We start from the raw sequence: 25557 nt of genomic DNA on the forward strand, positions 1-25557 counted from the left end.
AATCGAACTTGAACTTGAACTTGAATTTGAACCCGAATTTGAAAATCCCGGAAAATCATTCTCGAAAAATGCCTAATACCTCTAATAATATTGCCTGCTTCAATTTAAAACAGAGCCTGAGGTTACGCCTGCAGATTAAATACTATTCTTCCTCATCAGCATCCTTAGCGATAATTTGCATTGCTGGTTTTTTGAACGTCTTTTTATTAGCGATATTCCTTTCTAGGGATAACAGCATACTAGGCAGCAACAGTAAATTAGCAAGCATGGCAAACAACAGTGTTGCACTTACCAAAGCACCTAGAGCCACCGTGCCACCAAAACTTGAAATCGTAAACGTACTGAATCCAAAAAACAGCACTATCGAGGTATAAAACATACTCACACCAGTCTCACGCAGCGCACCATAGACAGACTTTTTGATGGCCCATTTATTGGCGATGAGCTCTTGACGATATTTTGCCAAAAAGTGAATCGTATCATCCACTGAAATTCCAAAGGCAATAGAAAACACGAGAATCGTTGATGGTTTGATAGGCACACCTATGTAACCCATAAGTCCAGCGGTAATCAACAGTGGTAGTAAATTAGGAACCAGCGACACCAATATCATCCTAAAACTGCGGAACATCCACGCCATAAATAGCGCGATCAACACGATCGCAAGTGATAAAGACAATACCAGATTATTGATCAGGTAATTAGTTCCTTTTTGGAAAACAAGTGCCTTACCTGTAAGTAGAACGTCGTATTTGTCCGCTGGAAAAACCTTTTCAATTTCTTCCTGTAAATTTTCCTCGACGCGTACCATGCGATCGGTGCCCATGTCTTTCATAAACGTTGTGATCCTAGCATAGCGACCGGTGCTATCAACATAGCTATTCATGAGTCCTATATCACCGCTATTATTTTCAAGCAGCGGCGCAATGAATAAACGCTCATTGCTACTAGGTAAATCATAGAATTCTGGGTCGCCGCCGTAGAAAGCCTGTTTAGTATACTTGACCAGACTAACAATCGATAACGGTCTTGAAAGTTCGGGTGTTTCAATAATGTGTTCCTCAAGTTTGTTGAGTTTCTTGAGATTTTTGGCTTGGGTGACACCTTCTTTTCTGCGAGTGTCGACAAGTATTTCTAGTGGCATGATACCGTTATAGCTTTCCTCAAAAAACTTGATGTCTTTGTAGAATTGCTTGCCTTTGGGCATGTCCTCAATAAGACTTCCCGAAACGCGTATTTGATAAATACCTATGATGCTGGCGATTAATACCAGCAAACTAGAAATGTAAATGGCAATACGATAATTGCGCACCATGCGTTCCATCCAGTCAACAAATCCACCTATCCATTGCTTTCTCAAGTGCTCTAAGTGGCGATCCTTAGGTAACGGCAGGTAGCTGTAAATAATGGGTATGACCATCAAACTAATAAGGAAAATACTGATAATACAAATTGAGGCGACCGTACCAAATTCTGCTAGTAGTGTACTATCGGTAAAAATGAACGTTGCAAAACCACTAGCCGTGGTAATGTTTGTCATGAGTGTGGCATTCCCAACTTTGGTAATGACGCGTTGCAGCGATTTTGCTTGATTACCATGCTTCTTTATTTCTTGCTGGTACTTATTGATCAGGAAAATGCAGTTGGGAATCCCAATGACAATGATTAATGGCGGAATCAAAGCTGTCAAAACTGTGATCTCATACCGCAATAATCCTAGTATCCCAAAAGCCCACATCACGCCAATGACTACGGTGACTATAGAGATAAATGTCGCACGCCACGACCTAAAGAAAAAGAAGAATATACCTGAAGTAATTAACAATGCTGCAAGCAAGAAGATACCTATCTCATCTACAATGTTCTGGGCATTGAGTGTACGTATGTAAGGCATACCAGAAACCTTGATATCTATTCCTTGTTCCTCGCTAATGCGCTGGATCATAGGCTCTAGATCATCCAGAACAAATTCCTTGCGTTCAATGGTATTAACGACATCTTTTTTAAGGTAGATCGCTGTGCGCAGCACGCTATCCTTTTCTGAATAGATTAGGTTTTTATAGAACGGTAAATCGGTAAACAGTTTTGTCTTGAACTTGTCAAATTGCTCATCGCTGGTGAGCGGCTCGCTGATAAGGTTGCGTATCTCAAACTTAGTTGCCTCTTCATTCTTAACGAGTTCAGGCAGGTCTGCAGTAGAGAGCGTGAAATCTACTTCATTGAAAGTTGCTAGACTATCAGCAATGGCATTCCATGTATTGAAGTCTTTATAGCTCTTGAGTTCGCTTTGTTCTACACCTAGAATGATCAAGTTTCCTTCTTCACCAAAAAGCGACAGGAACTCATTATATTCTTGATTAACTGGATGATCGTCTGGTAAAAGGTTAGCCTCGGTATGCGAGAACTGCATGTATTTCCATTGCGTGGCAAGCGCGATGGTGATAAGAATTACAGCACTCAAAATGGTGATTCTATTGCGCAGGATCAATCGTGCTACATAATTCCAAAAACCAAAACTGAATAATTTATGCATGTAGAAATAACTGGCTGCAAAGGTACAGGATAATTGCAGCTTCTACCAGTTTGCTTGAATAGGCAAGTGGTTGAATTGCGGTCTTATTCTTCTGTTTGATTGAGCTTAAATAATACTGAACCAAAATAAAGCGTTGCGGCAGTTATCATTATGCTGGGTACTGCAAGTTTCAACGTGATTCCAGATAAACGAAAATTGATCAGTATTATGATCATGAAAATAAAGCATCCTGAACCAAATTTCAAGAGGCGTTCAAGTCCAGACATAAATCGACTGTTATAAACGATAAACGCAGGAATGAGAAATGACAGAAGGATTGAGGCTATGTAAGAATTAACACTAGCACCATGGTCAAAATTCATATAGGAAATGAGAGTTATGTAACTCATATTGAAAACAGTTAGGAAGAAGATGTTGGCAATACGTTTTCCTATAGGTACAGAAGTGCCGTCATCTACGGTTCTCAAATCTTCAACATCTAGATCCAGCGCATCACATATTAATTGAAGCGTCTGACCTCGTGGCTCGTTTTTGGAATTTTCAATGCGCTGTATGGTTCTTAAGTTCACACCAGCAAGTTCTGCTAGTTTGTGTTGTGTTAGACCTTTAAGTTTGCGTTGCTTGATGATTTTTTGCGATGCCATGTTCATTGAATTTTGTTGACCACAATCTAGGAAACTCATGGCTCAATCCTAGAACAAAAAGACGACACTTTTGCGACATTTCAATTGCCGTAGCTGACAATCAATCGTTTGTCAAAGTATTAGCAGGTGTTTACAGTTCTAGGTAGAAAGTAAACTTAACCGAAATATTATCCTCAAAGTTAGGCAAGTGATAAGCGCCATAACGATAAGAGGTGCTTAGTCCAAATCCAAAAAGTAATTTATTGAGCTCAAAACCACTTTCTAGATAACCATGTTCCAGCGTGTCAAATTCTACATTGATATGCTGTTGTTGATCGTCCAGATTTCCAATCGCAAATCTTGAAATCAACACTAACTCTGGTTGTAGATAAGAGGCAATTTTAAATGGAGCAAAGGAGTGCTTTCCTTGAAATATGGCAATCCTATCAGAGAAAAATTCATTGAAATACATGGTCTCAAAACTGCGACGACCAGCCACTGAAAATCGCTGTAAAATAGTTTCCTTATTAGGTGCATTAGGGTAGGCATGAAATAAGTGTGTTAGTGGCACTTCACCGCTGGCATAGTGACCTTCTACCATAAACTGCGTGCGTGATTTGTCCTCGTTGAGCAACTCATAAGAAGCCTTGGCAGATACTTTCACATAATTAAAGTCAGAATCAATAACGTCCTTGAAACCTTTGGTAAGCTGCGCGCTCAATACAGGAAAACCATTGGTGCGCTCCTGATAGCCATTTGGCGATCGCATATACGTGCTGTAAGGGCTCCAGCGCGCGCCTATCTTCAATTCTGACAGTGCATACTCTGATAACTGGATGTCACCAGGCTGGAATCGGTACGCGGTGGTTTGTGCAATACGCTTTCGCGAAAGCGAGACCTCACTAAGCACCGATGGTAGCAATCGTTGTTGTAAGGATGTCCCGTATTCTCTATACAAGTAGAATGTTGGGATGTTGACTAGGCGCGGTTCAAATAGCGAGTACACTCGTGCATCAGTCAAGAAAGATTCTGCAGCAAACTCTTGAATGTCGTCGGTATGATAAACGTTGATCCAGGTATTTTTTTCACGACTCAATCGATAGCCAGCATTCACATTATATTTGATGGCCTTATCCTTAGTTCCATAAGCGATGTAACCGCCTAGCCTGAATTTTTCTGAAAACTTCTCGTTCGTCGTACCACCTATACCTAACCTAAATGCCTCGTAATCATTGAATTTGACCAAGTACTTGAGGTCAATATCAAAGAAGCCAATAGGGTAGTAGCCTACCTTGAATTTATCAAGTGTTTCCAATTTTTTAGTGACATTGGTAGCTGCAACTACGCTGTCGATTTGCTGATAGCTTTCAAATTGAGCATTATCTGCATCTACTTTGTCTCTGTAATCATCCCAGTAATTTACAGGTTTGTTGATGGCCTTATCGAGTACTTCAATCACTAGCCCTTTACGGCCGTAATCTGTATCAAGTGAGTTTTGGAAGTCATTATTTGCCGCCTTCAAGAAAACATACAAATCTTCATTGGTGTTTTTCTTTTTCTCCGTTTTTTCAGTTCCTACCTGTAAACGCGCGCCAAATAGCTCAAACTCCTTTTTGTCCTTTTCTTTTTTAATAAAAAGTTGCCTGCTGGTATTGAACCATAGATTTAAGTCCTGATTGTATTTAAAATCATGTCGTGCGTCCACTTGAAGATCACCTGACTTAGAAAAATGAGCGCTAGCGATGGCTAGACTTTGCTTGTCTAGATAAAAATGGCCTTGAATAGTTGATGGATTGCGATCGTTGATAGGGTCAAAACGCACCTTTTGAACCGCTCTACCATTGATAGTGGAATCTTTGACAATACTATAGATATAGGTTTTGAGGCCTTTATTGCTTATTGGGTTGACAAACTTTCTATCAAAGATGATGTAGTGCTTATCATAAATACTGGTTGACTGGAAGTTTATGTTGTAGATAGGGTAGACAGGTTCTTCAAAACCTGGCATGTCAGCGCCTATGATTTGTTCTTTGAAACCGTATTTCTCATCATATATATAAGTCGATGTTTTTTCTGCAAAGAATACTCGAGTTTGTTTGAGTGTTTTTCTAAGCTCCGTTTTTTTGTAACCTGGACCTGTGATTGCTTCTGGATCGCCTGTAATTTTCAAATTTTCATAGCTATCATAAGAAAATTGATTCAGAGCATGCAAAGGATCATTGTCGTTGACAGCGTTGAGAACCTGTTTCATCAAGATAATATCTTCAGGAAAATCAGTTTGTTGTGCGCTGACATTTAAAATTGTCAAAAGCGCTAACACTAGCAACGCTAACCGCAAGTAGTGCTTGCGTCCTGAAGGAATAATGGCGATACGTTGAGAGATGCTCATGATTAATCTAAGTAGGTAATAGTAAAAACGCCAGCCGATAGGCTGGCGTCGTGTAATCTGGACATGACTTAAACGGTCATGATTTCCTTTTCTTTGACGGCAAACATTTCATCCACCTTAGCTATATATTTATCAGTGAGCTGCTGTACGTCATCTTCAGCATTCTTGAGCATGTCCTCGCTTATATCTAACTTTTTCAAGTCATTCATGGCGACCTTGCGGTCGTTGCGTATTCCTATTTTTGTTTCTTCGCCTTCGGCTTTAGCCTGTTTGGCAAGTTGCTGTCTGCGTTCCTCAGTCAAAACAGGAACGTTGATGATGACGCTTTCACCATTATTCATTGGGTTCAAACCGAGGTTTGCGACCATAATTCCCTTTTCAATTTCAGGAATAAGATTTTTTTCCCATGGTTGTACGCTTATGGTACGTGCGTCAGGTGTGTTGACGTTTGCTACTCTAGAAAGTGGTGTTTGACTACCATAGTAATCAACCATCACGCCACCTAGCATGGCTGGGTTCGCTTTACCAGCACGTATGTTAAGCAAGGCTTTTCCTAGGTGTTTTATAGCGTTGTCCATATTTTCTTTGGCGCTATCTATGACAAAATCTACTTCTTCATTCATGGTAATAAATTTATAATAAACTCGAGCGAGGCTCTTTTACAATTGTACTTTGGTTCCTATGGATTCTCCTTGAATCAATTTGATCAAGTTACCCGGAGTATTCATATCAAACACGATGATTGGCAACTCATTTTCCTGACTTAATGTAAATGCAGTGGTGTCCATTACCTTGAGACCCTTTGTCAACACATCGTCAAAACTGATAAAATCAAATTTTGTTGCGTTCTTATCTTTCTCAGGATCTGCTGTGTAAATTCCATCCACGCGTGTTCCTTTTAGGATCACATCTGCCTCTATTTCAATTGCTCTTAGCACAGCGGCACTATCAGTTGTGAAATAAGGATTACCAGTACCACCACCAAAAATGACCACACGGCCTTTCTCCAGATGGCGCATGGCTTTACGTCTTATAAACGGCTCTGCGACCTCGTTTATTTGAATGGCGCTTTGTAGTCTGGTAGGTATTCCGGCATCTTCACAAGCACTTTGTAGGGCAAGGCCGTTTATAACGGTGGCCAGCATACCCATGTGATCACCTTGAACGCGATCCATACCATTACTAGCGCCAGCAACACCTCTAAAGATATTACCACCACCTATGACAACAGCCACTTGAGTTCCTTGATCAACAACTTGCTTGATTTCTGCCGCATAATCTGCGAGTCTTTTAGGGTCAATACCGTATTGACGGTCGCCCATAAGAGCCTCTCCAGAAAGTTTGAGCAGTATTCTATTGTATTTCATAGGATCGATGTGTGCTGCAAATATAATTTAATCGCCAGCAACTTATTTGTAGCGTTATTGAGCTTTTAACGTTATACGATAGAGCTGGCCATTTGTTTTGGCTTCATCTTCACCTAATTTCAAATTGATTGCTTCACTCGTCAAATAATAAATCTCATTATCATCAACAGTTTTATAATAAGTTATAGCCTCGATTTGGGCACCACTATCAAGTGGTAGTTCAATGCGCTCGATCATACTCAAATTATTATTTGCATCAACGTTAAGAACCGCAATGAAAGGCACCAGTGCAGAATCATATCCACAAAGTACTATTCTATCAATACCGTTGTAAGTTGCGCCTGTTACCAGGCCATTCACATCAATGGGTTGATTAGTGGATAGTTGTTGTATACGTTCATCAGTCAATCTGTAAACTGAGCTTTCAAAATCTACCCAATTTTTTGAGAATAGAAACAGCTGGTCTTTTGCATAAACGATAGCCTCTGCATCGTGGCGGTGATCTTGATTCTTATAGGTGAAATCGGTTTGCGATGTGTAGGATATTCTGATCTTCTCTGGAAAAATGTTGGGATCTTCAATAGATTCAAGTGGTATCTTGTAAATAGTGGGATCCTCACGATTGCCGTGGTTGTTGCCTATATCTGCAATGTAAAAGTGCGTATTGCTGCGAGCGATATCTTCCCAATCGACATTTTTCATATTCACAAACTGCGTTTGTGATTGAATTTGCCCATTGACATTCAAAAAGTAAATCACTGGCGCAGCGTCACTATCGTTATGAGTAACCAATTGATTGCCTATCGTTTCAAGTCCAGAAGTCTCAGTGATTTCAAGACTCAATGTGGAGATGACCTCGACGGACTGTAATAATTTTTTCTCGCTAATTTCCTTGCTCGATACACAGCTTTGGATGATAACTGCTAAGATTGCAAGGATCTTTAATCTAAATAATAACTTCATTTCTTGTAAAGAGGATTTTGAGGATTACGCTTTCGCGAAAGCTACCTTATTCTATCGCCATCGCAACTTATACAATGCGGCTTCTAGTTCTATAGATTTTCTAAACACGGTCTTTTCAAATCGCTCGCTGGTCAAGTAAAAGGTGTCGATATCATTATCGTCTGTACCGGCATAGGTGATGCCCTCAATTTGCGAGCTGCCCTGCAACAGTTCTGACAGCATGACTTTTTCTTGTAGCTTGAAACCATCATCGGTTATAGATATACGCGCTACGAAAGGTGCGAGTGCAATATTATAGCCGCAAACGATGATTTTCTTAGGGTTTGAAGTATGGGTCGCGCCCGTGACTAGACCGCCCATATTGAGTGTTTCCAAGGGTTGCAATTGCTGCAGGACGTCGGGCGTTGATAAATCCAGCTGGTAAATCGTGCTATTAAGTGTTTGCCAGTCCTTACTCAAGATATATGCTTTATCATCAATGACTGCAAGTGCCTCTGCATCGTGGCTGGTCTCGTTGTACGCGGTACGATCAAAAACCTGCTGATCTGCATATTCATAGGGGAATTTTGTCATATCCACTGCAGTCGTACCATCAAATTTATAGGCGTAAACGGCTAGATCGCGACGTCTGCCTAGATTGTTACCTATATCGCCTACGTATAACGTATCGTTGCTTATCTCAATATCTTCCCAATCTCTCAATCTAGGCAATTGCGGTAATGTAATGCTTTGGACGGAAGATCCAGACTTGTCAATTTCAATAAGATTAAGTTGGTCACGGCTATCTGCATGCGTGAAGATCTTGCCATTGTAAAAAGCAATTCCAGACGATTCTAGAAGATCAGCGTCCAAATCACCGATTTTTTCAATCTCAAAAACTGGCTCTTTGACCTCGTCGCTGCATGAGATGACAAGCAGCGCCAATAATATAATTCTATACATACCGGTAAGTTATTATTAAAGGCGAAGATTAATGTTAATCATCTTAAAAAGCTATGGTCGATAAAAGTTTGAGCAATAAAAAAGCCGCTTGAAAAAGCGGCTTTTGAATTATTGTGCTGTACAGTATTAAGCGATAGAAACTCGCTTAAATCCTACTACTGCTGCATTTTTTGAATCTACGTATTGAGAAACAGTTTTCTTGTCGTCCATGATAAAATCCTGGTCAAGAAGTGCCTGCTCTTTATCTAGAGATACATTATCAGAGATGAAACGCTCTAGCTTTCCTGGGATAATCTTGTCCCAGATTGCTTCTGGCTTACCTTCTTCCTTAAGCTCTGCCTCAAATCGAGTCTTAGCTTCAGCAAGTGCTTCATCAGTTACTTGTGATCTAGAGATAAACAAAGGAATGTTCTTCATAGGCTTGCCCAGACGACCTCTTTCGATGTTATCTTTCTCGATAGCTGCGATGCGAGCTTCAGTTTCTGACTTTACATATTCTGGGTCAAAGTCCTTGTAAGATAAAGTAGTGGCACCCATAGATGCCACTTGCATGCTTACAGATTTTGCTACTTCTTCCTTATTCTCACTTTCAGTAGTTAGACCAGTCAATGCTCCAATCTTGCCACCGTGAACATAAGCACCTATGTAAGGAGCCTCAAATACCTCAAAGCCACCTATTTCTAGTTTCTCACCTATCACACCTGTTTGCTCGATCAGTTTCTCTTCAACGGTCATACCGTCAAGATCTGCTGCAAGAACTTCTTCCTTAGTATTGTGATGTAATGCAACGTCTGCAATCTTGTTTGCTAGCTCTACATAAGAGTCATTCTTTGCAACAAAGTCTGTCTCACAGTTAAGTGAAAGTAAGATCGCTCTTGTGTTATCATCGTTGATTTTTGCAACAACTACACCTTCAGAAGAGTCACGGTCAGCACGCTTTGCAGCGACTTTTTGACCTTTCTTTCTTAGGATCTCAATTGCTTTATCAAAATCGCCATCTGCTTCAACGAGGGCTTTTTTACAGTCCATCATACCAGCACCAGTGGTTTTTCTTAATTTACCTACTTCAGCGGCGGTTATTTTTGCCATGTTATAGTATTTTAAATTCTAGATTTCTAGAGTGAATGTTATTCTTCTTCTTCAGAGCTTGCTGCAACCTTCTTCTTTGCTGCCTTCTTCTCTGGTTTAGATTGATCGTCAGACGATTTCTCGTTCTTACGCTCTTCTAGACCAGCCTTGATAGCATCAGTAGCTGCTTTTACAACAATCTCTATAGATTTTGAAGCATCATCGTTTGATGGGATCACAAAATCAATGTCACGTGGGTTTGCATTAGTATCAACCATTGCAAAAATTGGAATACCCAATTTCAAAGCTTCTTTTACAGCGATGTGCTCACGTACTGTGTCAACGATAAACAATGCTGCAGGCATACGCGTCATGTCACTGATAGAACCTAGGTTCTTCTCAAGCTTTGCACGCATACGATCTACTTGTAAACGTTCTTTCTTAGAAAGTGTCTCGTAGCGACCATCTTTTTTCATGCGGTCAACAAGTGCCATTTTTTTAACAGCTTTACGTATAGTGACAAAGTTTGTCAACATACCACCAGGCCATCTCTCTGTGATGTAAGGCATGTTAGCATCACCAGCTAGTTGAGCCACGATGTCTTTTGCCTGCTTCTTTGTAGCAACAAAAAGAACCTTGCGTCCAGATGCAGCAATCTTGTGTAGTGCATCCTTTGCCTCGTCTAACTTTGCAGTAGTCTTGTAAAGGTTGATAATATGGATCCCGTTGCGCTCCATATAGATGTAAGGAGCCATGTTAGGATCCCATTTGCGGGTAAGGTGACCAAAGTGGACACCGGCGTCAAGTAAATCCTTGACCTCAATTGTATTTGCCATTGTTAATAGTTTACGTTCTGTCAGATAGCAATAATCAAGTGGTCATCCCCACGATGGGAACTCGCCAAGACTATTTAGATGCTAAACTAGCGCCCGACGGCAATCGAGCTGACAGCAAATTAAAAAATAAATAAAGAACAAATCCCACCAGTAAACTGATGGGACATTGTGTTGTTGTATTAACGCTTTGAGAATTGGAATTTCTTTCTCGCTTTCTTTTGACCAAATTTCTTGCGCTCGACCATTCTTGGGTCACGAGTCATAAGACCTTCTGGTTTGAGAAGTGGTTTGTTTTCTTCATCAAGTTCCACCAACGCTCTAGAAATCGCTAGGCGTATAGCTTCTGCCTGGCCAGTAATACCACCACCAAATACATTGACAGTAACGTCAAATGCATTTACATTCTCAGTCAAAGAAAATGGTTGTCTTACTTTATATTGTAGGGTACCTGTAGTAAAGTACTCATCAAGTGGCTTGTTATTGATCGTAATATTTCCTTTACCTTCTGATAAATAGATACGAGCTACGGCAGTTTTTCTTCTACCTATTTTGTGTACTGTCTCCATGGGTTACTTTACCTCGTTAAGATTAATAGTTCTAGGTTGCTGTGCGCCTTGCTCATGCTCTGCACCAGCATATACTTTAAGGTTGCGATAGATAGCAGCACCTAACTTGTTCTTAGGTAACATACCTTTAACGGCATTCTCAACTACTCTCGCAGGATCCTTACCATAAAGTTCTCTTGCAGTAAGACTGCGCTGTCCACCTGGGTAGCCAGTGTGTCTTATGTAAGACTTCTCGTCCCATTTGTTACCGCTCAAGCTTACCTTACTAGCGTTGATAATGATCACGTTATCACCACAGTCAACATGCGGTGTAAAGTTAGTCTTGTATTTACCTCTCAAAAACTTTGCAGCGATAGAGGACATACGTCCTAGCGGTTGATCAGCAGCATCAATCAGTACCCATTCTTTGTTTACTGTGGCGCTATTTGCCGATACGGTTTTGTAACTTAAAGTATTCACCTTGAAATAGTTTTAATTCTATGTACGACTTTACTAACTAAAATCGGGCTGCAAATGTAGTATTTAAAATTTGATTGACAAGCAGCGTTCTAACAATTTTATTGACTTTATTTCCAACCAGCGTGCAGGTAATAATCTGGCAATCGTTACTTTAGTAGTTTGCACGACAATTTTGGGTTGTTACGCTTTCGCGAAAGCATAATCATTAAAAGCATCATCATCTTACCAGCATCTTATATATTAAAGAGCATTCCTGCACGATGGCTGTTAGGGTTGTTCTCTCTTTGTACCATTATGACTAGTTGTATTGCGCAAAACAAAGCAACGACTGCTCGCACTGATTATAAATTAAATGCTGATGTTTTTTACGGCATCGATGATTTTGACAACCTGTTTTATAGTAAGGATAATGTGCTTTACAAGCGACCAGCGGCTGGTAATGCTCAACCCATGGAGTTTTATGATGTCCAGTTGGGTGATCTCACCAGTGTCGATTTAATCAACCCATTGCGTGCATGTTTATTTTATAAAGACTCACAAACAGTGGTGTTGCTGGATAATCGTTTGAATGAAAGCGTGCGCATTTCTTTAAACGAGCTAGAGCCCTATAGATATATTGAACACGCTCGACTAGCTGGTGAGCGCAGGCTATGGCTATATAATCAAGACCAGCAACGACTGGAATTGTATGATTACATACAGGATAAATTAATCGTTGCATCGCCAGTTGTCAAATCACAAGTGAATCAAATGCTGTCAGATTACAATTATTGTCATCTCTTCACTGGCGATCAAGTCATCACTTTTAATAACTATGCCAGTAGGACAGGTGTGTTGTCAACTGGTGCCGCAGTCCTTGCAGACTTTGACTTTGATAAGCTCGTTTTATTGAATGATGATGGCTGGCGTGCGTATAGGTTTAATAAGGACTATATCTTTGAGCCGCTGGACGATTGGTTGCCTGAAAATATGCCACAAGCTGCAGAATCCTTTTACCTAAAGAGCGGAAAACTCTATATTTACCGCCAGAACCAGATCGAGGTTCATACCACTAATCAAGACTAGAGTCACATGCATATTGCCGTCGCCGGAAACATAGGAGCTGGAAAAACAACGCTTACCAAATTACTTGCAAAACACTACCGCTGGACACCTCAATTTGAGGACGTTCTTGAAAATCCTTACCTAGAGGATTTTTATACAGATATGGAACGCTGGTCGTTCAACCTGCAGGTTTATTTCTTGAATTCCCGTTTTAGACAAGTACTCGAGATACGTGAGAGTGGCAAGAAGATCATTCAGGATCGTACGATTTATGAAGATGCCAGCATTTTTGCACCCAACTTGCATGCAATGGGTTTGTTATCACAACGTGATTTTGATAATTACAGCTCGCTTTTTGACTTGATGGAAAAGCTGGTCGCGGCACCTGATTTATTGATTTACTTGCGCAGTTCCATTCCCAATCTTGTGAATCAAATCCACAAGCGCGGTCGTGATTATGAGAACACGATCTCTATAGACTACTTAAGTCGATTGAACGAGCGTTATGAAGCCTGGATTCATGGTTATGATAAAGGTAATTTGTTGATCATCGATGTAGATGATATCGACTTTGTCAACAACCCAGAAGATCTAGGTGCGATCATCAATAAGATCGATGCAGAGATGACCGGGTTGTTTGCATAAGGTAAATTTTCAATTGGCGACGATGTTTTTAGGTTCGAGAATATTTTTACATTTAATTTAAGTTCTTACAAACAATCGAAATGATTAAAAACCTCAATTTCGTGCTCTGCTTTTTTATTCTTTTGACTTCTTGTAGGTCAATACAAAAAGAAGAAAAAACGGACAGTCCAATGTTAGCCTTACGAGATAAAGTTGCTTTTGAGCTCTGTGAGCTATACGGAGCTGATCAATCTGTAAGAAAAACGCCAGGATTTGAAAACAAATTTAACCTAGCCATTTTACCTACGGATACAGTTGTTTTTGATCGATTCATTAAAGTCGTTAAGGAATATGGCTATCCAACGATAGAGCTAGTGGGTGAAAAGAATTGGAAAAATGAATGCGTTGAATCAAGCAGTGTTTCAATTTTACTTCACAATCCTCACCGCTTGATAAACAATGATGAATACATGTCACTCTTTTTGAGCGAGGTGGAAGCTGGGCGTATGAATAGAGAATTTCTTGCAGCAGTTTTAGATAAATACTATTGGGTACGTCGGGATGAACAAGGTAATAAAAAGCTTTTGTACGGTAGCGGCTTTGGCAAGCCATGTCTAAAATATAGAAAAGAATCAGATGCTGCGCGACAAGAAATTGGATTAGAACCTTTAAAAGAATCTGATTTTATCCAGTGCAAATAATGATTTTTTCTTTTAAACAATCCATCCATTCTCTCGAGCATGCTCGAGAGCTTCGCGAGATTCTTCTACAATTAAAATAGGGCAGATGTCAAAGGCATCAGCTAGTGCCTGATTGGCAGCCACTTTTTTAGCATTGCTTACCGCTCGTATGTAGATGGCTTTGATGCGATCAGGATACAGTTTTGCAGCGTTAGTGTAGTACTTGGCATCATGCTCGCCGGCATCACCAATCAGGATGAACTTTTGATCTGGATAATGTTTTAGGATATTGATGAGTTCGTGTTCCTTGTGTGGTCGTTTCAGTTTTTTAGTACGATCCCATGGCGTGGGAAAATCGCGCAGTAGGATAGGACCCTTGGGAAAACCATGAAAATCAATGAATTTCTCCAGATAGCGGTATAAATTCCATGGGCTGTTACTCAAATAGAACATTGGATTTTGATCCTTGCCACTCGCGCCTCGATGGAGTAATTGATAAAAGCTTGCGGCACCTTTAAAAGGGATGCGCTGATCATAATTGCGGAAAAACGTATTAAAAGCAACCCTTAATTTCAAGAAACTGGTCACGCCTGTTTGCATGATGGTGTCATCAATATCGCTGATCACACCGTATGCCGTGGTTTCAGGTGGCACAAGCGTCTCACCGGTAAACGAATTAAGCGCAATGCGGTTTTGGGACTTAGCTTTCGCGTAAGCGGAATCATCCTCATCAAAAGCTATGTTGAGCGAAACATAACCTTCTTCATCTGCGATGTCTTGCAAATCGGTTTTTGTGGTGATGTCAAACAGGAAATAACCTTCTTTATCGGTTATAGTTTTGTGCTTGTCGCCATTAGGTAATGTCAATACTACAGGAATCTCACGTATCTCGTCTGTTTTAAAGGCGCGCCAAGTATTGCGCAACGTTTGATAAAAGGTTTGCTGCTCATAGTGTTTGAGCGGTTGATCCTGCAACGCACGACCTCTTAAATACAAATGATGTTCACCACTATAGGTACGGAAAACATCAATAATCCACGGATCGCGCTGAAATATGCTCATAGGATTGGAAAAATACAAAAGCATGGCCTAAAGCCGTCAATATTGACTCAATAAAAAACCCGCTAGATATTTCTAGCGGGTTGAATTGTAAATAGCAATTAGTTTCTAGCAGCCCAACTCCTCTTGTGGATATATGAATTCTAGATTTTCAGTCAAATCAGCTTCGGTTTCTTCAACCTCAATCTCTATAGTTTCTGCCGTGTCTACGGTTCCTACTTCATCCGTATCGCTATGACCACCTAGTATTGGTGCAATCACAAGACCTATCAAACATGTCAATTTGATCAAAATATTCATCGATGGTCCAGAAGTATCCTTGAATGGATCACCAACCGTATCACCAGTCACGGCTGCTTTGTGAGCATCAGAACCTTTATAGGTCATTTCACCATTGATTTCTACACCAGCTTCAAAGGATTTTTTTGCATTATCCCAGGCGCCACCAGCATTATTCTGGAAAATCGCCCAAAGAACACCACTTACCGTAACACCAGCCATGTAACCACCTAGCATTTCTGCAATGGTTAATGTTTCCATGCCAAATGCCAGCGGAACAAAAGCAATAACTAATGGGAAACCAATGGTTAACAATCCTGGCAACATCATTTGCTTCAAGGAAGCTTGTGTGCTAATTGCGACACATTTATCGTATTCTGGCTTTCCCGTGCCTTCCATAATTCCAGGAATATCACGGAATTGTCTGCGAACTTCTTGCACCATTTCCATAGCTGCTTTACCTACCGCATTCATCGCTAGTGCGCTAAAAACAACAGGCACCATACCACCAACAAATAACATGGCTAGTACTGGCGCTTTAAAAATATTGATACCGTCAATTCCTGTAAACGTTACATAGGCTGCAAATAAGGCAAGAGATGTCAACGCCGCACTCGCAATAGCAAAACCTTTACCAGTTGCTGCTGTAGTGTTACCTACAGAGTCTAGAATATCCGTACGCTCTCGTACTATAGGGTCTTGCTCACTCATTTCTGCAATACCACCGGCATTATCTGCAATAGGACCAAAGGCGTCGATAGCCAGTTGCATGGCAGTCGTTGCCATCATGGCACTAGCGGCAAGCGCTACACCATAAAAGCCTGCAAAAGCATAAGATGCCCAGATCGCACCTGCGAAAAGCAACACTGATGGAAATGTCGAAATCATACCTGTGGCAAGTCCAGCGATGATATTTGTCCCTGCACCAGTAGATGATTGTTGTACTATTTTCAAAATAGGTGCTTTACCTAATCCAGTGTAATATTCAGTAACAGAAGAAATTACGGCACCTACCACAAGACCTACCATGGTCGCAAAGAATACATCCAGATAAGTAACTGTTTTCAAACCTACACCGTAGAAGTCCATGGTCATGGATTCAGGCAGCATATAATAACAAAGTCCGAAACAAGCCGCAGCAACAATAATAATCGATGTCCAGTTACCAACGTTGAGCGCACCCATCACTTGAGCTTCTTTTGCATCGTTACTAGAAATCTTAACTAACATGGTGCCAATGACTGATATAATAATACCAGCGCCAGCAATCGCCATAGGCAATAGAATCGTACCGATACCGCCAAAACCAGCATCAATAATATCGCCACCCATGTCTCGTATCACATAGTTACCCAACACCATGGCCGCAAGAACCGTTGCCACATAAGAACCAAATAAGTCGGCACCCATTCCTGCCACGTCGCCTACATTATCACCCACATTGTCTGCAATAGTTGCAGGATTACGAGGATCATCTTCAGGAATACCAGCTTCTACCTTACCTACAAGATCTGCGCCTACATCGGCAGCCTTAGTATAAATACCACCACCTACACGTGCAAAAAGTGCGATGGATTCTGCACCTAGAGAGAATCCAGCCAGCGTTTCAAGAACAATAGTCATGAGCTCGCCTGGTGATTTAATGCCGCCGCCATATTCTGCCGCAGCCCATTCACCATTCATGAATAGATGGTAGAAAAGAATGAAAAATCCTGTAAGACCCAGCACCGCAAGAACTGCAACACCCAATCCCATTACCGTACCACCGCCAAAACTAATTTTCAATGCCTTAGGCAAACTAGTGCGAGCCGCCTGAGTAGTGCGTACATTGGTTTTGGTAGCGATTTTCATACCTACATTTCCAGCATATGCACTAAACAATGCCCCAAAGATGAAAGCGATAACAATCATCCAGTGCGTGGTAGGCACGATGAACGATACTACTAGGAGCAACGCACTTACTATGACTACAAAAATGGCAAGTAACTTATATTCTGCTTTAAGAAACGCCAGCGCGCCCTCATAAATATGATCAGATATCTCCTTCATTTTTCCATCACCGGCATCCTGTTTCAATACCCAAGATCTTTTGACCAGCATAAACACAAAGCCTAAAATTGCCGCCGCAATAGGCACATAAATCATAATATCTTCCATTTACTTTTTGATTTAAAATTCCGGCTAATGTAATAAAATTATGTTAACAGCAATTTCTCATCCATACGACAAGCCATATGACTCCTTTTTCTAGTGAGTCAATGAAGTTGCGATACCGTTAATCGATAGGTAGGTTAAATAACAAGAGAGTTGATATAATACATAATCCATTTAAATGGCCGTTTATCGATCAATCAAATAACCACCATTAAATGCTGTTAACTCATTAGGTAAGAAGCTTGCTATCATAGAGTTTTGCAACTATTAGATTCAATCATGCAAACGGATCTTATAAATTGTTACAATATGAACATTAGTTATATAAAGTACTTTCTTATTGTCATTCTAGCCGTTCCTACCATCGGTATTGCGCAGGTTGGTATTCAAACTGTCAATCCTCAAGCGACGCTAGACATATCCAGTACCGATAGCGGTATTCTTATTCCACGTGTAGCTTTATCTTCTTACACTGACATTACAACTGTAGTCAATCCAGATGGTGGTGCCTTAGTAGAAAGTACGTTGGTTTACAATAATGGAGTTGGTGCTTTATCACCAGCAGGATTTTACTATTGGTCTGGCACGCAATGGATCGCGGTTCAAACAAGTAATGAACCAGACTGGAAACTCGCTGGTAATTCAGCTGTTGATAGGACTACAGATTTTTTAGGGACGACTGATGCAAATCCAGTAGTAATGCGTACGGACAATACAGAACGTCTCAGACTTAACGAAACGGGACAATTACTTATAGGATTGACAGCGCCTAGATCAACGACAGATCTTTTGCAGGTAGCTAGTGATGTTGAAATGGGCGGTGGTGCGGCAAACTCTGATGGCGAGCGAGAAAATATAAGTATACAGGCGCAGTCTGCGGAGTTTATCCTTGGGGTTCAAAACGAGGCTACATTAGAAGATTCGTATTTCGGACTTTATCAAGATGATCGTGATGTAACCTTATTGACTGTTCAATCCAACGGTTTTGTTTCCATAGGTGAAGATGACATTGATCCTAATGCACTTTTGCATATTACTCGGGATCAAGAAGCGACAACCGCCGTGAGAATTGATAACACTGAGCGCAGCACAGATGTGGTGCATACAGCATTACAGCTTTGGGATGGCTCAACGCAAAAAGGTTTTTTTAGGCATAACAACTTTTCTGATGTTTTAGACCTTGGCCATACTGAAAGTGATGGTATTGTAAACATTTACGCCGGTAGTGCAACATCTACTACCTCAGAGGTTGCTCTGTCCATTGATGCAAGCGGTGATACCAACATTAGTAATGACTTGAAGGTGCTAGGAACCTCGACCAGCCAGCAGTATGTACTCAGTGATCTTAATACCGCACCGGCAAGCGCGACCGCACCTGGAATTAAAGGTGAGATACGTGTTACCACTGATTTTATTTATGTGTGTATCGCAACAAACACATGGGTTAGATCGCCATTATCAACGTGGTAAATCTTACTGTGTGAGAAGGCATTTTTTTAATCACGCTTTCGCGAAAGCAAAATTCTTAAAAGCATCACTCTAAAAAAGAAGAAAGTGTTGCTCTTCAAGCACAATGCACGACGGCTTCTCTATTCTTAAACAAAGCTGCTGCTTTAAAAACTGAAACCAAAACTACCCGTAATCGCAAAATTCCGAGCATCTGGTAAATCGTTGTAGTTACCTCTAAAACTAGCATCGATACGCAGTATACGGAAGATATTCCCGATGCCAAAACTGTATTCGTAGTAGATATCCTCTGGTGCTAGGTAGTCGATGTTGCTGCGATTAATTGCAACGTTATCAGCGCTTATGCTGCCATAAACTGCCTTAAAGCCTATCAATTCTCTTAAGTCAAGGTCACGCAATCCAGGAATGCGTGAGAACAGGCGACCATTGAAGTTGTGATCTAGGTGCAGCGTCACGTATTCATCAGTCACAAATTCATAGAAATTCATAGTATTGAACGATCCTGCAATATTGAACAACGTCTGGTTTCCAGGAACTACATTGAGCAACGCCAGCGGTACCTCGCCAAAAGTTTTTCCAGCCTCGACTCTCGCACGTAATCTACCAAATCCACCTATCTGCAATGGATGCTCATAGTAAATTTGAAACTTGTCATAGTTGAAATCGCTATTGAGAACATCTTCTAGACCGCGCGTATAATTTGCATACAGGATAGGATATTGAAATGGATTGATGATGCTGCGATCCACACCATAATTAGAAGTCTTGCGACCAGGTGTGTAGGTCATGGTGAGGCCTACCTCGCTTTGGTTGACTTGACTTTTTTCAACACCAGAGTCATCCAGATAATTAAGACTAAAAAAGTCAGGATTAGCACTTTTGATCGTTCGATAGCTACCACCTAATCTAAATTCCAAATTATACAACGGCTCAAAACTAAGAGACACTGTAGATAAATTGATTGAGGAAAGCCTACCATTATTTCCCGTGCTTATCAACGCGCTTGAAGCAAGGCTGCGACCCAACACATCATCAGTGTTAGTAAGACTAGCTGCCAGTTGCTCAATATCGCGACGATTTCCAGCTTGAATGGTAAGTCTACTGCGTTTGTCAAGCAGGTACTTTCCAGATAACCCGTATTTAACCTGATCATCCCTAAATCCGTATGCGAGATAACCTTCAATTCTCCATGGGTCGTTAGGACCAAAGTAGGTGCGGCCACCACCGCGCAAGCGCAAACCTTCTACATCATTAAATCCAAAAATTGAAAACACGGGTCCAATGTCAAAGTTGTTCACCTCGTAGTATCCAGAGGAAAGGATGGATCCTATATTGTAGATACGATTGAATTTTTTGTTCTGGCGCAAGGTGTCCAGCATCGTATAGATTTGCTTCTCGTCCTTGTTCAGTTTCTCCAGTCGGTTCTCATCCCAATATTGCTCGCTGCGGTTGTATGTTTCTGGATCATAGTCGTTCACACGACGGCGGTAGAAATCATCAGGTTTCTTGATGTCAAATTGATACTGGTCATACAAGGTCGTACGCTTGCCGTAAACTCCTTTACCTTCTTCCTTTTTATTAAAGGCAAAATCACTTTGGAAGTAATCACGGGTGATCAAGAACAAGCTGTCATTGAGTACTTGATATTCTTGTTCTAGGTAAATGTCCTTGACCCAATTTACGTTGGCACTTTTAGTTGCTTGCAAGTTAATTTCTTTGATAGCAAATGTGGAATCTGCTACCCAGAAATCTCCTTTAAAAGTGAGCTCACCTTTACGTCGCGGATAGTAAACTATATTAAAAGACCGCACACCATCGATGGCTGCGGTATCTCGTAGCACATAATTATAGGAATCAATCCCAGCACGACCTATGGGACTCACAAAACTCTTGTCAAAAAACTTGATATGCCGGTCGTAGATATCGATATCGGTGTACAGATCTTTAACCAGCGCAATAAGCGTTTGATTATTGGAGAATCCAGAATTTTTATTGGCTTTAAGGACGTCCTTTTCTTTGTTCAATTTGTTGTCACCGTATACCGTTGACAAAGCTTCATTAATGAATATAGGTAGGTAGGTTTTACCGCTGGTACTACTGGTGTCGGCATAATTGAAGATAAATTCCATTCCCTCAAAAAGCCTGGAATTAATCATGGTGCTGTCGATTGTGTTGAGATCAAATTCTAGCTTCTCGTATTTCTCATACTGGTATTGATCAAATTGGGACAAACCATTTTTTCTTCGGTTTTCCCAGATCTTTCTCAAGATGTCTAGTGCAGGATTAGTCTTTTTAGAAGTCTTACCAGAGTAAACAACCACCGCATCGAGTTGTGCCTCATCGCTTTCAAGCGTTATCTCAAAATCTAGCGTGACTTGACTTTCTAACTTTACCAGCTTTGTCTTATAACCTATAAACGATACTTCAATGGCATCATAGCTGTTGTCAGACTGTAGGTAGAACCTACCATCATCATTGGTAATGGTTCCTTCGCTAGAATTGGGAAATACAACATTTGCAAATGGCACTGTGACACCATCTGTATCATATACAACGCCACCTACTTTGGTCTGTGCTATCGAGATGGCAGAAATGCAAAAAGCCGCAACTAGCGAAATCGTAAGCGAAAACCTACGGTCAAATTCAATAAAGGATACTATCATGGTGCGGTTGATACAAGTGGCGAATATATAACGACAATAATCAGGAATGGTTTTCTTTTCCATCGCTTTTTTCAATAGTAGAACTAGTGGCTATTCAATCTGACCCTGATAAATAAAAAATCCCAACTCATAAGAATTGGGATTTTCAAATTTTTAAATTCTGTCAACTGTCAACTACTTCCTATACATCACCTTTTTGACGCCATCAATCACATCTTGATGATTAGGCAACCATTCTTCTAGTAATACAGGAGAGTAAGGTGCTGGCGTGTCTGCAGTGTTGATCTTATAAATAGGAGCATCTAGGTAGTCAAAGGCTTCAGCTTGTACCATGTGTGATATTTCTGTAGATACGTTACCAAATGGCCATGCCTCTTCAAGAACCACAAGTCTGTTGGTTTTCTTGACTGATTTCAAAATCGCCTCTTTATCATAAGGACGCACGGTGCGCAGATCAATGATCTCGCATGAGATACCATCTTTTTCAAGTTCATCGGCAGCTTTGTAGGCATCCTTGATGATTTTACCAAAGGATACGATGGTCACATCCGTTCCTTCGCGCTTGATTTCGGCTACACCTATTGGTAATGTGTACTCATCCTCTGGCACTTCACCTTTATCGCCATACATCTGCTCACTTTCCATAAAAATGACAGGATCGTCATCACGTATGGCAGCTTTCAGCAGTCCTTTGGCGTCATAAGGATTTGATGGTACAATTACTTTAAGACCTGGCGTGTTTGCAAACCAGCTTTCAAAAGCTTGTGAGTGCGTCGCTGCTAGTTGTCCAGCACTTGCAGTTGGACCACGGAAAACGATAGGACACTTCAATTGTCCACCAGACATCTGGCGTATTTTTGCAGCGTTATTAATGATCTGGTCAATTCCCACAAGTGAGAAGTTAAAGGTCATGTATTCAACAATAGGTCTGTTCCCGGTCATGGTAGAGCCTATCGCGATACCAGCAAAACCTAACTCTGAAATAGGAGTATCGATTACACGCTTTGCGCCAAATTCATCCAGCATCCCTTTTGATGCCTTATAGGCGCCATTATATTCTGCTACCTCTTCACCCATCAGGTAAACAGATTCATCACGGCGCATTTCTTCACTCATGGCCTCGGCGATCGCCTCACGGAATTGTATAGTCTTCATAAAGTATGTACTTCTTAGAACAGTAGACAAAAATAGGTGATAGGTAGGTAAGCGGTGAAAAAGTCTAACAAAATTTTATTATGCATGCATAGTTTATTTGGACCTTTTTCAGTAACTTCGCAAACGTTTGAAAATTGACTAAAAGCCTATAAAACATGAAGATATTAGTATGCATCAGCCACGTGCCAGATACAACTTCAAAGATTAATTTTACAGATAACGATACTCAGTTTGACACAAATGGAGTTCAATTTGTAATTAATCCTAATGATGAATTTGGTCTGACCAGAGCCATGTGGTTTAAAGAAAAGCAAGGTGCTAGCGTTGAGGTTGTCACAGTAGGTGGCGCTGAGGTAGAGCCTACATTGAGAAAAGCACTTGCAATAGGAGCAGATACAGCTATAAGAGTAGATACACCAGCAGTTGATGGTTATGCCGTTGCCAAAGAGCTTGCAGATGTTGTGAAAAATGGCGGTTATGATTTAGTGATCGCTGGTCGTGAATCCATTGACTACAATGGTGGTATGGTACCAGGAATGGTGGCTGCCATGACTGGAGCTAGTTTTGTGAACACTTGTATTTCACTTGAGATAGATGGTGATAAAGCCACAGCCGTTAGAGAAATCGATGGTGGTAAGGAAACGGTTACTGCAACTTTGCCATTGATCATAGGTGGTCAAAAAGGTCTTGTAGAAGAGAGTGACTTGAGAATTCCTAACATGCGTGGTATCATGATGGCTCGTAAAAAGCAACTGGATGTAAAACCATCAGTCAACGCAACACCAGAAACCACTACGGTAAAGTTTGAAAAGCCAGCGCCTAAAGGTGAGGTAACACTTGTCGATGCAGATAACCTGGACAAGTTGATCGATTTGCTACACAACGAGGCAAAAGCCATCTAGTAGCAGGATTTTTTTAAAAAGTTAGCTTTCGCGAAAGCGTAATAATCAAAAACATCACGGCAACTACCATCATTAAGTAGAGCCAATTAAATTTTAACAACATGTCAGTACTCGTATATACAGAATCAGAACAAGGGACATTTAAAAAGACAGCTTATGAAGTAGCTAGTTATGCAAAAGGCATTGCAGATATGCTAGGTACAGATGTGGCTGCCATTTCATTTCACGCTGCAGATGCAGGTGAGCTAGGAACATATGGAGTAAGCAGACTGCACAATTGTACAGATGCTAAACTTGAGAAATTTCAAGCAGCAGCTTACGCCGATGCTATTGCTCAAGCAGCGCAAGCAGAAGATGCAAAGGTGATCGTGATTTCCAGCAGTGCAGATTCTAAATATTTAGGATCATTGTTGAGTGTACACCTAGATGCAGGTTATGTGAGCAACGTGGTAGAATTGCCATCAAGCGCAGATCCTTTTACAGTTAAGCGCAGTGTTTTCACAAACAAAGCGTTTAGTAACACTCAAATCTCTACAGACCGCAAACTAGTGGGTCTTTCTAAAAACGCTTACGGTTTGAAAGAAAACCCGACCGATTGTGCCGTTCAGGATTTTGCACCAACATTGAAAGATGAAGATTTCAAAGTAAATGTACAGTCAGTTGATAAAGCAACAGATAAGGTTACCATCGCAGATGCTGAGGTAGTTGTGAGCGCAGGTCGTGGTATGAAAGGTCCAGAAAACTGGCACATGATTGAAGAGTTGGCAGATGTTCTGGGAGCCGCAACAGCATGTTCCAAACCTGTGAGTGATATGGGCTGGAGACCACATGGAGAGCACGTAGGTCAAACAGGAAAGCCAGTAGCCTCAAATCTTTATATCGCTATAGGTATATCAGGAGCGATACAGCACCTTGCGGGAATCAATTCTAGTAAGGTAAAAGTGGTTATCAATACTGATCCAGAAGCACCTTTCTTTAAGGCCGCAGACTATGGTGTTGTAGGTGATGCGTTTGAAGTAGTGCCAGCATTGACTGAAAAGCTAAAGGCTTTCAAAGCGGCAAATGCTTAATAGCTAAATAATACTTAAGTTTAAGGCTGTGCAATTTGAGAAAATCACTCATTTTTGCACAGCTTTTTTATTCCTAGCAAATCAATGTTCATGAGTCTAAAAAGACTGCACATAAGAGGTATTTCATACAGCCAGACACAAAATGGTGCTTATGCGCTTATACTTAAAGAATCTGGTGGTGATCGTCAATTACCTATTGTAATTGGCGCATTTGAAGCTCAAAGTATTGCCATTGCTCTTGAAAAAGAGATCAGTCCACCTAGACCGCTAACACATGATTTGTTCAAAAGTTTTGCTCAGCGATACGCAATCGTGGTAAAACAGGTCATTATTCATAAACTGGTAGATGGTGTTTTCTACAGCAGTTTGATTTGTGAAAAAGACAAAATCGAGGAAATTATTGATGCGCGCACCAGCGATGCCATCGCACTTGCCGTTCGATTTAAAGCGCCCGTTTTTACGTATGAAAATATTTTAGACGAGGCTGGAATACAACAACACATCACTGCAGATAAAGAGTTGAGTGATCCAGATGAGGACAGCGATGACATTATTGAGGAATTGATCAACACACCAATCACAGATAAAGAGGACTACTCAAAACTGTCCATGACTGAGCTGCAAAAGATGCTGAAGGAAGCAGTGAATAACGAGAATTATGAACTTGCCGCTGGCATACGAGACGAGATCTCACGTCGATAACCTACTAATTAT

22 protein-coding genes are annotated in these 25557 nt (G+C 40.9%); 7 read left to right on the forward strand and 15 right to left on the reverse strand.

What is annotated here, in order from left to right:
- Nucleotides 1–142: 142 nt before the first annotated feature.
- The 11 genes from EJ995_RS03980 to rplM form a co-directional block, all read right to left on the reverse strand.
- Nucleotides 143–2533, reverse strand: a complete 2391-nt coding sequence (locus EJ995_RS03980; RefSeq protein ID WP_126445834.1) for an efflux RND transporter permease subunit — start codon at nucleotides 2531–2533, stop codon at nucleotides 143–145.
- A gap of 83 nt (nucleotides 2534–2616) precedes the next feature.
- Complete coding sequence (locus tag EJ995_RS03985; RefSeq protein WP_241234685.1) at nucleotides 2617–3177, reverse strand: helix-turn-helix domain-containing protein; 561 nt, start codon at nucleotides 3175–3177, stop codon at nucleotides 2617–2619.
- Between the two features lie 130 nt (nucleotides 3178–3307).
- On the reverse strand, nucleotides 3308–5545 hold the full coding sequence (locus tag EJ995_RS03990) for a DUF5686 family protein (RefSeq protein WP_206482265.1): 2238 nt from the start codon (nucleotides 5543–5545) through the stop codon (nucleotides 3308–3310).
- 68 nt (nucleotides 5546–5613) lie between these two features.
- Nucleotides 5614–6168: a ribosome recycling factor gene (gene frr / locus EJ995_RS03995; RefSeq protein ID WP_126445836.1), complete on the reverse strand. Its 555-nt coding sequence runs from the start codon at nucleotides 6166–6168 to the stop codon at nucleotides 5614–5616.
- 36 nt (nucleotides 6169–6204) lie between these two features.
- Nucleotides 6205–6912: a UMP kinase gene (pyrH, locus tag EJ995_RS04000; RefSeq protein WP_126445838.1), complete on the reverse strand. Its 708-nt coding sequence runs from the start codon at nucleotides 6910–6912 to the stop codon at nucleotides 6205–6207.
- A gap of 54 nt (nucleotides 6913–6966) precedes the next feature.
- Entirely contained in the window at nucleotides 6967–7875 is a 909-nt protein-coding gene (locus EJ995_RS04005) for a hypothetical protein (RefSeq protein WP_126445840.1), read from the reverse strand.
- A 51-nt stretch (nucleotides 7876–7926) separates the two neighbouring features.
- On the reverse strand, nucleotides 7927–8817 hold the full coding sequence (locus EJ995_RS04010; protein ID WP_126445842.1) for a hypothetical protein: 891 nt from the start codon (nucleotides 8815–8817) through the stop codon (nucleotides 7927–7929).
- 126 nt (nucleotides 8818–8943) lie between these two features.
- Entirely contained in the window at nucleotides 8944–9906 is a 963-nt protein-coding gene (tsf, locus tag EJ995_RS04015) for a translation elongation factor Ts (protein ID WP_126445844.1), read from the reverse strand.
- 38 nt (nucleotides 9907–9944) lie between these two features.
- On the reverse strand, nucleotides 9945–10721 hold the full coding sequence (gene rpsB / locus EJ995_RS04020; RefSeq protein WP_126445846.1) for a 30S ribosomal protein S2: 777 nt from the start codon (nucleotides 10719–10721) through the stop codon (nucleotides 9945–9947).
- 179 nt (nucleotides 10722–10900) lie between these two features.
- Nucleotides 10901–11287: a 30S ribosomal protein S9 gene (rpsI, locus tag EJ995_RS04025; protein ID WP_126445848.1), complete on the reverse strand. Its 387-nt coding sequence runs from the start codon at nucleotides 11285–11287 to the stop codon at nucleotides 10901–10903.
- Nucleotides 11288–11290: 3 nt separating this feature from the next.
- A complete protein-coding gene (rplM, locus tag EJ995_RS04030; RefSeq protein ID WP_126445850.1) occupies nucleotides 11291–11746 on the reverse strand; it encodes a 50S ribosomal protein L13 in 456 nt (151 codons plus the stop codon).
- 159 nt (nucleotides 11747–11905) lie between these two features.
- Here rplM and EJ995_RS04035 point away from each other — a divergent pair, with 159 nt between their 5' ends.
- The 3 genes from EJ995_RS04035 (at nucleotide 11906) to EJ995_RS04045 (ending at nucleotide 14115) form a co-directional block, all read left to right on the forward strand.
- Complete coding sequence (locus tag EJ995_RS04035; protein WP_126445852.1) at nucleotides 11906–12811, forward strand: hypothetical protein; 906 nt, start codon at nucleotides 11906–11908, stop codon at nucleotides 12809–12811.
- Nucleotides 12812–12817: 6 nt separating this feature from the next.
- On the forward strand, nucleotides 12818–13435 hold the full coding sequence (locus EJ995_RS04040; RefSeq protein ID WP_126445853.1) for a deoxynucleoside kinase: 618 nt from the start codon (nucleotides 12818–12820) through the stop codon (nucleotides 13433–13435).
- A gap of 80 nt (nucleotides 13436–13515) precedes the next feature.
- Nucleotides 13516–14115, forward strand: a complete 600-nt coding sequence (locus tag EJ995_RS04045; protein WP_126445855.1) for a hypothetical protein — start codon at nucleotides 13516–13518, stop codon at nucleotides 14113–14115.
- A gap of 12 nt (nucleotides 14116–14127) precedes the next feature.
- On the opposite strand, the gene EJ995_RS04050 is transcribed toward EJ995_RS04045, so the two are convergent.
- Nucleotides 14128–15156 carry an App1 family protein gene (locus EJ995_RS04050; RefSeq protein ID WP_126445857.1) on the reverse strand — a complete coding sequence of 343 codons (1029 nt, stop codon included), beginning with the start codon at nucleotides 15154–15156 and terminating at the stop codon, nucleotides 14128–14130.
- A gap of 105 nt (nucleotides 15157–15261) precedes the next feature.
- Complete coding sequence (locus EJ995_RS04055; protein ID WP_126445859.1) at nucleotides 15262–17589, reverse strand: sodium-translocating pyrophosphatase; 2328 nt, start codon at nucleotides 17587–17589, stop codon at nucleotides 15262–15264.
- A 306-nt stretch (nucleotides 17590–17895) separates the two neighbouring features.
- Here EJ995_RS04055 and EJ995_RS04060 point away from each other — a divergent pair, with 306 nt between their 5' ends.
- Nucleotides 17896–19056 (forward strand): hypothetical protein, encoded by a 1161-nt coding sequence (locus tag EJ995_RS04060; RefSeq protein WP_126445861.1) that lies wholly within the window; start codon nucleotides 17896–17898, stop codon nucleotides 19054–19056.
- Nucleotides 19057–19199: 143 nt separating this feature from the next.
- Here EJ995_RS04060 and EJ995_RS04065 read toward each other — a convergent pair whose 3' ends face one another.
- Together EJ995_RS04065 and EJ995_RS04070 are read right to left on the reverse strand one after the other, a co-directional pair.
- Nucleotides 19200–21716: a DUF5686 and carboxypeptidase-like regulatory domain-containing protein gene (locus EJ995_RS04065; RefSeq protein WP_126445863.1), complete on the reverse strand. Its 2517-nt coding sequence runs from the start codon at nucleotides 21714–21716 to the stop codon at nucleotides 19200–19202.
- Between the two features lie 174 nt (nucleotides 21717–21890).
- Complete coding sequence (locus EJ995_RS04070; protein ID WP_126445865.1) at nucleotides 21891–22871, reverse strand: pyruvate dehydrogenase complex E1 component subunit beta; 981 nt, start codon at nucleotides 22869–22871, stop codon at nucleotides 21891–21893.
- Between the two features lie 155 nt (nucleotides 22872–23026).
- On the opposite strand from EJ995_RS04070, the gene EJ995_RS04075 reads away from it, so the two are divergent.
- The 3 genes from EJ995_RS04075 to EJ995_RS04085 all read left to right on the forward strand — a co-directional run bounded on the left by EJ995_RS04075 (nucleotide 23027) and on the right by EJ995_RS04085 (nucleotide 25545).
- Complete coding sequence (locus tag EJ995_RS04075) at nucleotides 23027–23773, forward strand: electron transfer flavoprotein subunit beta/FixA family protein (protein WP_126445867.1); 747 nt, start codon at nucleotides 23027–23029, stop codon at nucleotides 23771–23773.
- A gap of 101 nt (nucleotides 23774–23874) precedes the next feature.
- A complete protein-coding gene (locus EJ995_RS04080; protein WP_126445869.1) occupies nucleotides 23875–24843 on the forward strand; it encodes an electron transfer flavoprotein subunit alpha/FixB family protein in 969 nt (322 codons plus the stop codon).
- A gap of 90 nt (nucleotides 24844–24933) precedes the next feature.
- Nucleotides 24934–25545 carry a bifunctional nuclease family protein gene (locus tag EJ995_RS04085; RefSeq protein WP_126445871.1) on the forward strand — a complete coding sequence of 204 codons (612 nt, stop codon included), beginning with the start codon at nucleotides 24934–24936 and terminating at the stop codon, nucleotides 25543–25545.
- Nucleotides 25546–25557 lie beyond the last annotated feature (12 nt).

The sequence above is a fragment of the Nonlabens ponticola genome, from assembly GCF_003966335.1.
GTDB classification, from domain to species: Bacteria; Bacteroidota; Bacteroidia; order Flavobacteriales; family Flavobacteriaceae; genus Nonlabens; species Nonlabens ponticola.

Bases quoted from the DNA above. Each gene is read 5' to 3' on its own strand.
- EJ995_RS04050 (WP_126445857.1), bottom strand. From the start codon at position 15,156: ATGAGCATATTTCAGCGCGATCCGTGGATTATTGATGTTTTCCGTACC.
- EJ995_RS04005 (WP_126445840.1), bottom strand. From the start codon at position 7,875: ATGAAGTTATTATTTAGATTAAAGATCCTTGCAATCTTAGCAGTTATC.
- EJ995_RS04060 (WP_126445861.1), top strand. From the start codon at position 17,896: ATGAACATTAGTTATATAAAGTACTTTCTTATTGTCATTCTAGCCGTT.
- EJ995_RS03985 (WP_241234685.1), bottom strand. From the start codon at position 3,177: ATGGCATCGCAAAAAATCATCAAGCAACGCAAACTTAAAGGTCTAACA.
- EJ995_RS04055 (WP_126445859.1), bottom strand. From the start codon at position 17,589: ATGGAAGATATTATGATTTATGTGCCTATTGCGGCGGCAATTTTAGGC.
- EJ995_RS04065 (WP_126445863.1), bottom strand. From the start codon at position 21,716: ATGATAGTATCCTTTATTGAATTTGACCGTAGGTTTTCGCTTACGATT.
- rpsI (WP_126445848.1), bottom strand. From the start codon at position 11,287: ATGGAGACAGTACACAAAATAGGTAGAAGAAAAACTGCCGTAGCTCGT.
- rpsB (WP_126445846.1), bottom strand. From the start codon at position 10,721: ATGGCAAATACAATTGAGGTCAAGGATTTACTTGACGCCGGTGTCCAC.
- EJ995_RS04085 (WP_126445871.1), top strand. From the start codon at position 24,934: ATGAGTCTAAAAAGACTGCACATAAGAGGTATTTCATACAGCCAGACA.
- EJ995_RS04075 (WP_126445867.1), top strand. From the start codon at position 23,027: ATGAAGATATTAGTATGCATCAGCCACGTGCCAGATACAACTTCAAAG.
- EJ995_RS04045 (WP_126445855.1), top strand. From the start codon at position 13,516: ATGATTAAAAACCTCAATTTCGTGCTCTGCTTTTTTATTCTTTTGACT.
- EJ995_RS04080 (WP_126445869.1), top strand. From the start codon at position 23,875: ATGTCAGTACTCGTATATACAGAATCAGAACAAGGGACATTTAAAAAG.
- EJ995_RS04010 (WP_126445842.1), bottom strand. From the start codon at position 8,817: ATGTATAGAATTATATTATTGGCGCTGCTTGTCATCTCATGCAGCGAC.
- tsf (WP_126445844.1), bottom strand. From the start codon at position 9,906: ATGGCAAAAATAACCGCCGCTGAAGTAGGTAAATTAAGAAAAACCACT.
- EJ995_RS03990 (WP_206482265.1), bottom strand. From the start codon at position 5,545: ATGAGCATCTCTCAACGTATCGCCATTATTCCTTCAGGACGCAAGCAC.
- EJ995_RS04070 (WP_126445865.1), bottom strand. From the start codon at position 22,871: ATGAAGACTATACAATTCCGTGAGGCGATCGCCGAGGCCATGAGTGAA.
- frr (WP_126445836.1), bottom strand. From the start codon at position 6,168: ATGAATGAAGAAGTAGATTTTGTCATAGATAGCGCCAAAGAAAATATG.
- pyrH (WP_126445838.1), bottom strand. From the start codon at position 6,912: ATGAAATACAATAGAATACTGCTCAAACTTTCTGGAGAGGCTCTTATG.
- EJ995_RS04040 (WP_126445853.1), top strand. From the start codon at position 12,818: ATGCATATTGCCGTCGCCGGAAACATAGGAGCTGGAAAAACAACGCTT.
- EJ995_RS03980 (WP_126445834.1), bottom strand. From the start codon at position 2,533: ATGCATAAATTATTCAGTTTTGGTTTTTGGAATTATGTAGCACGATTG.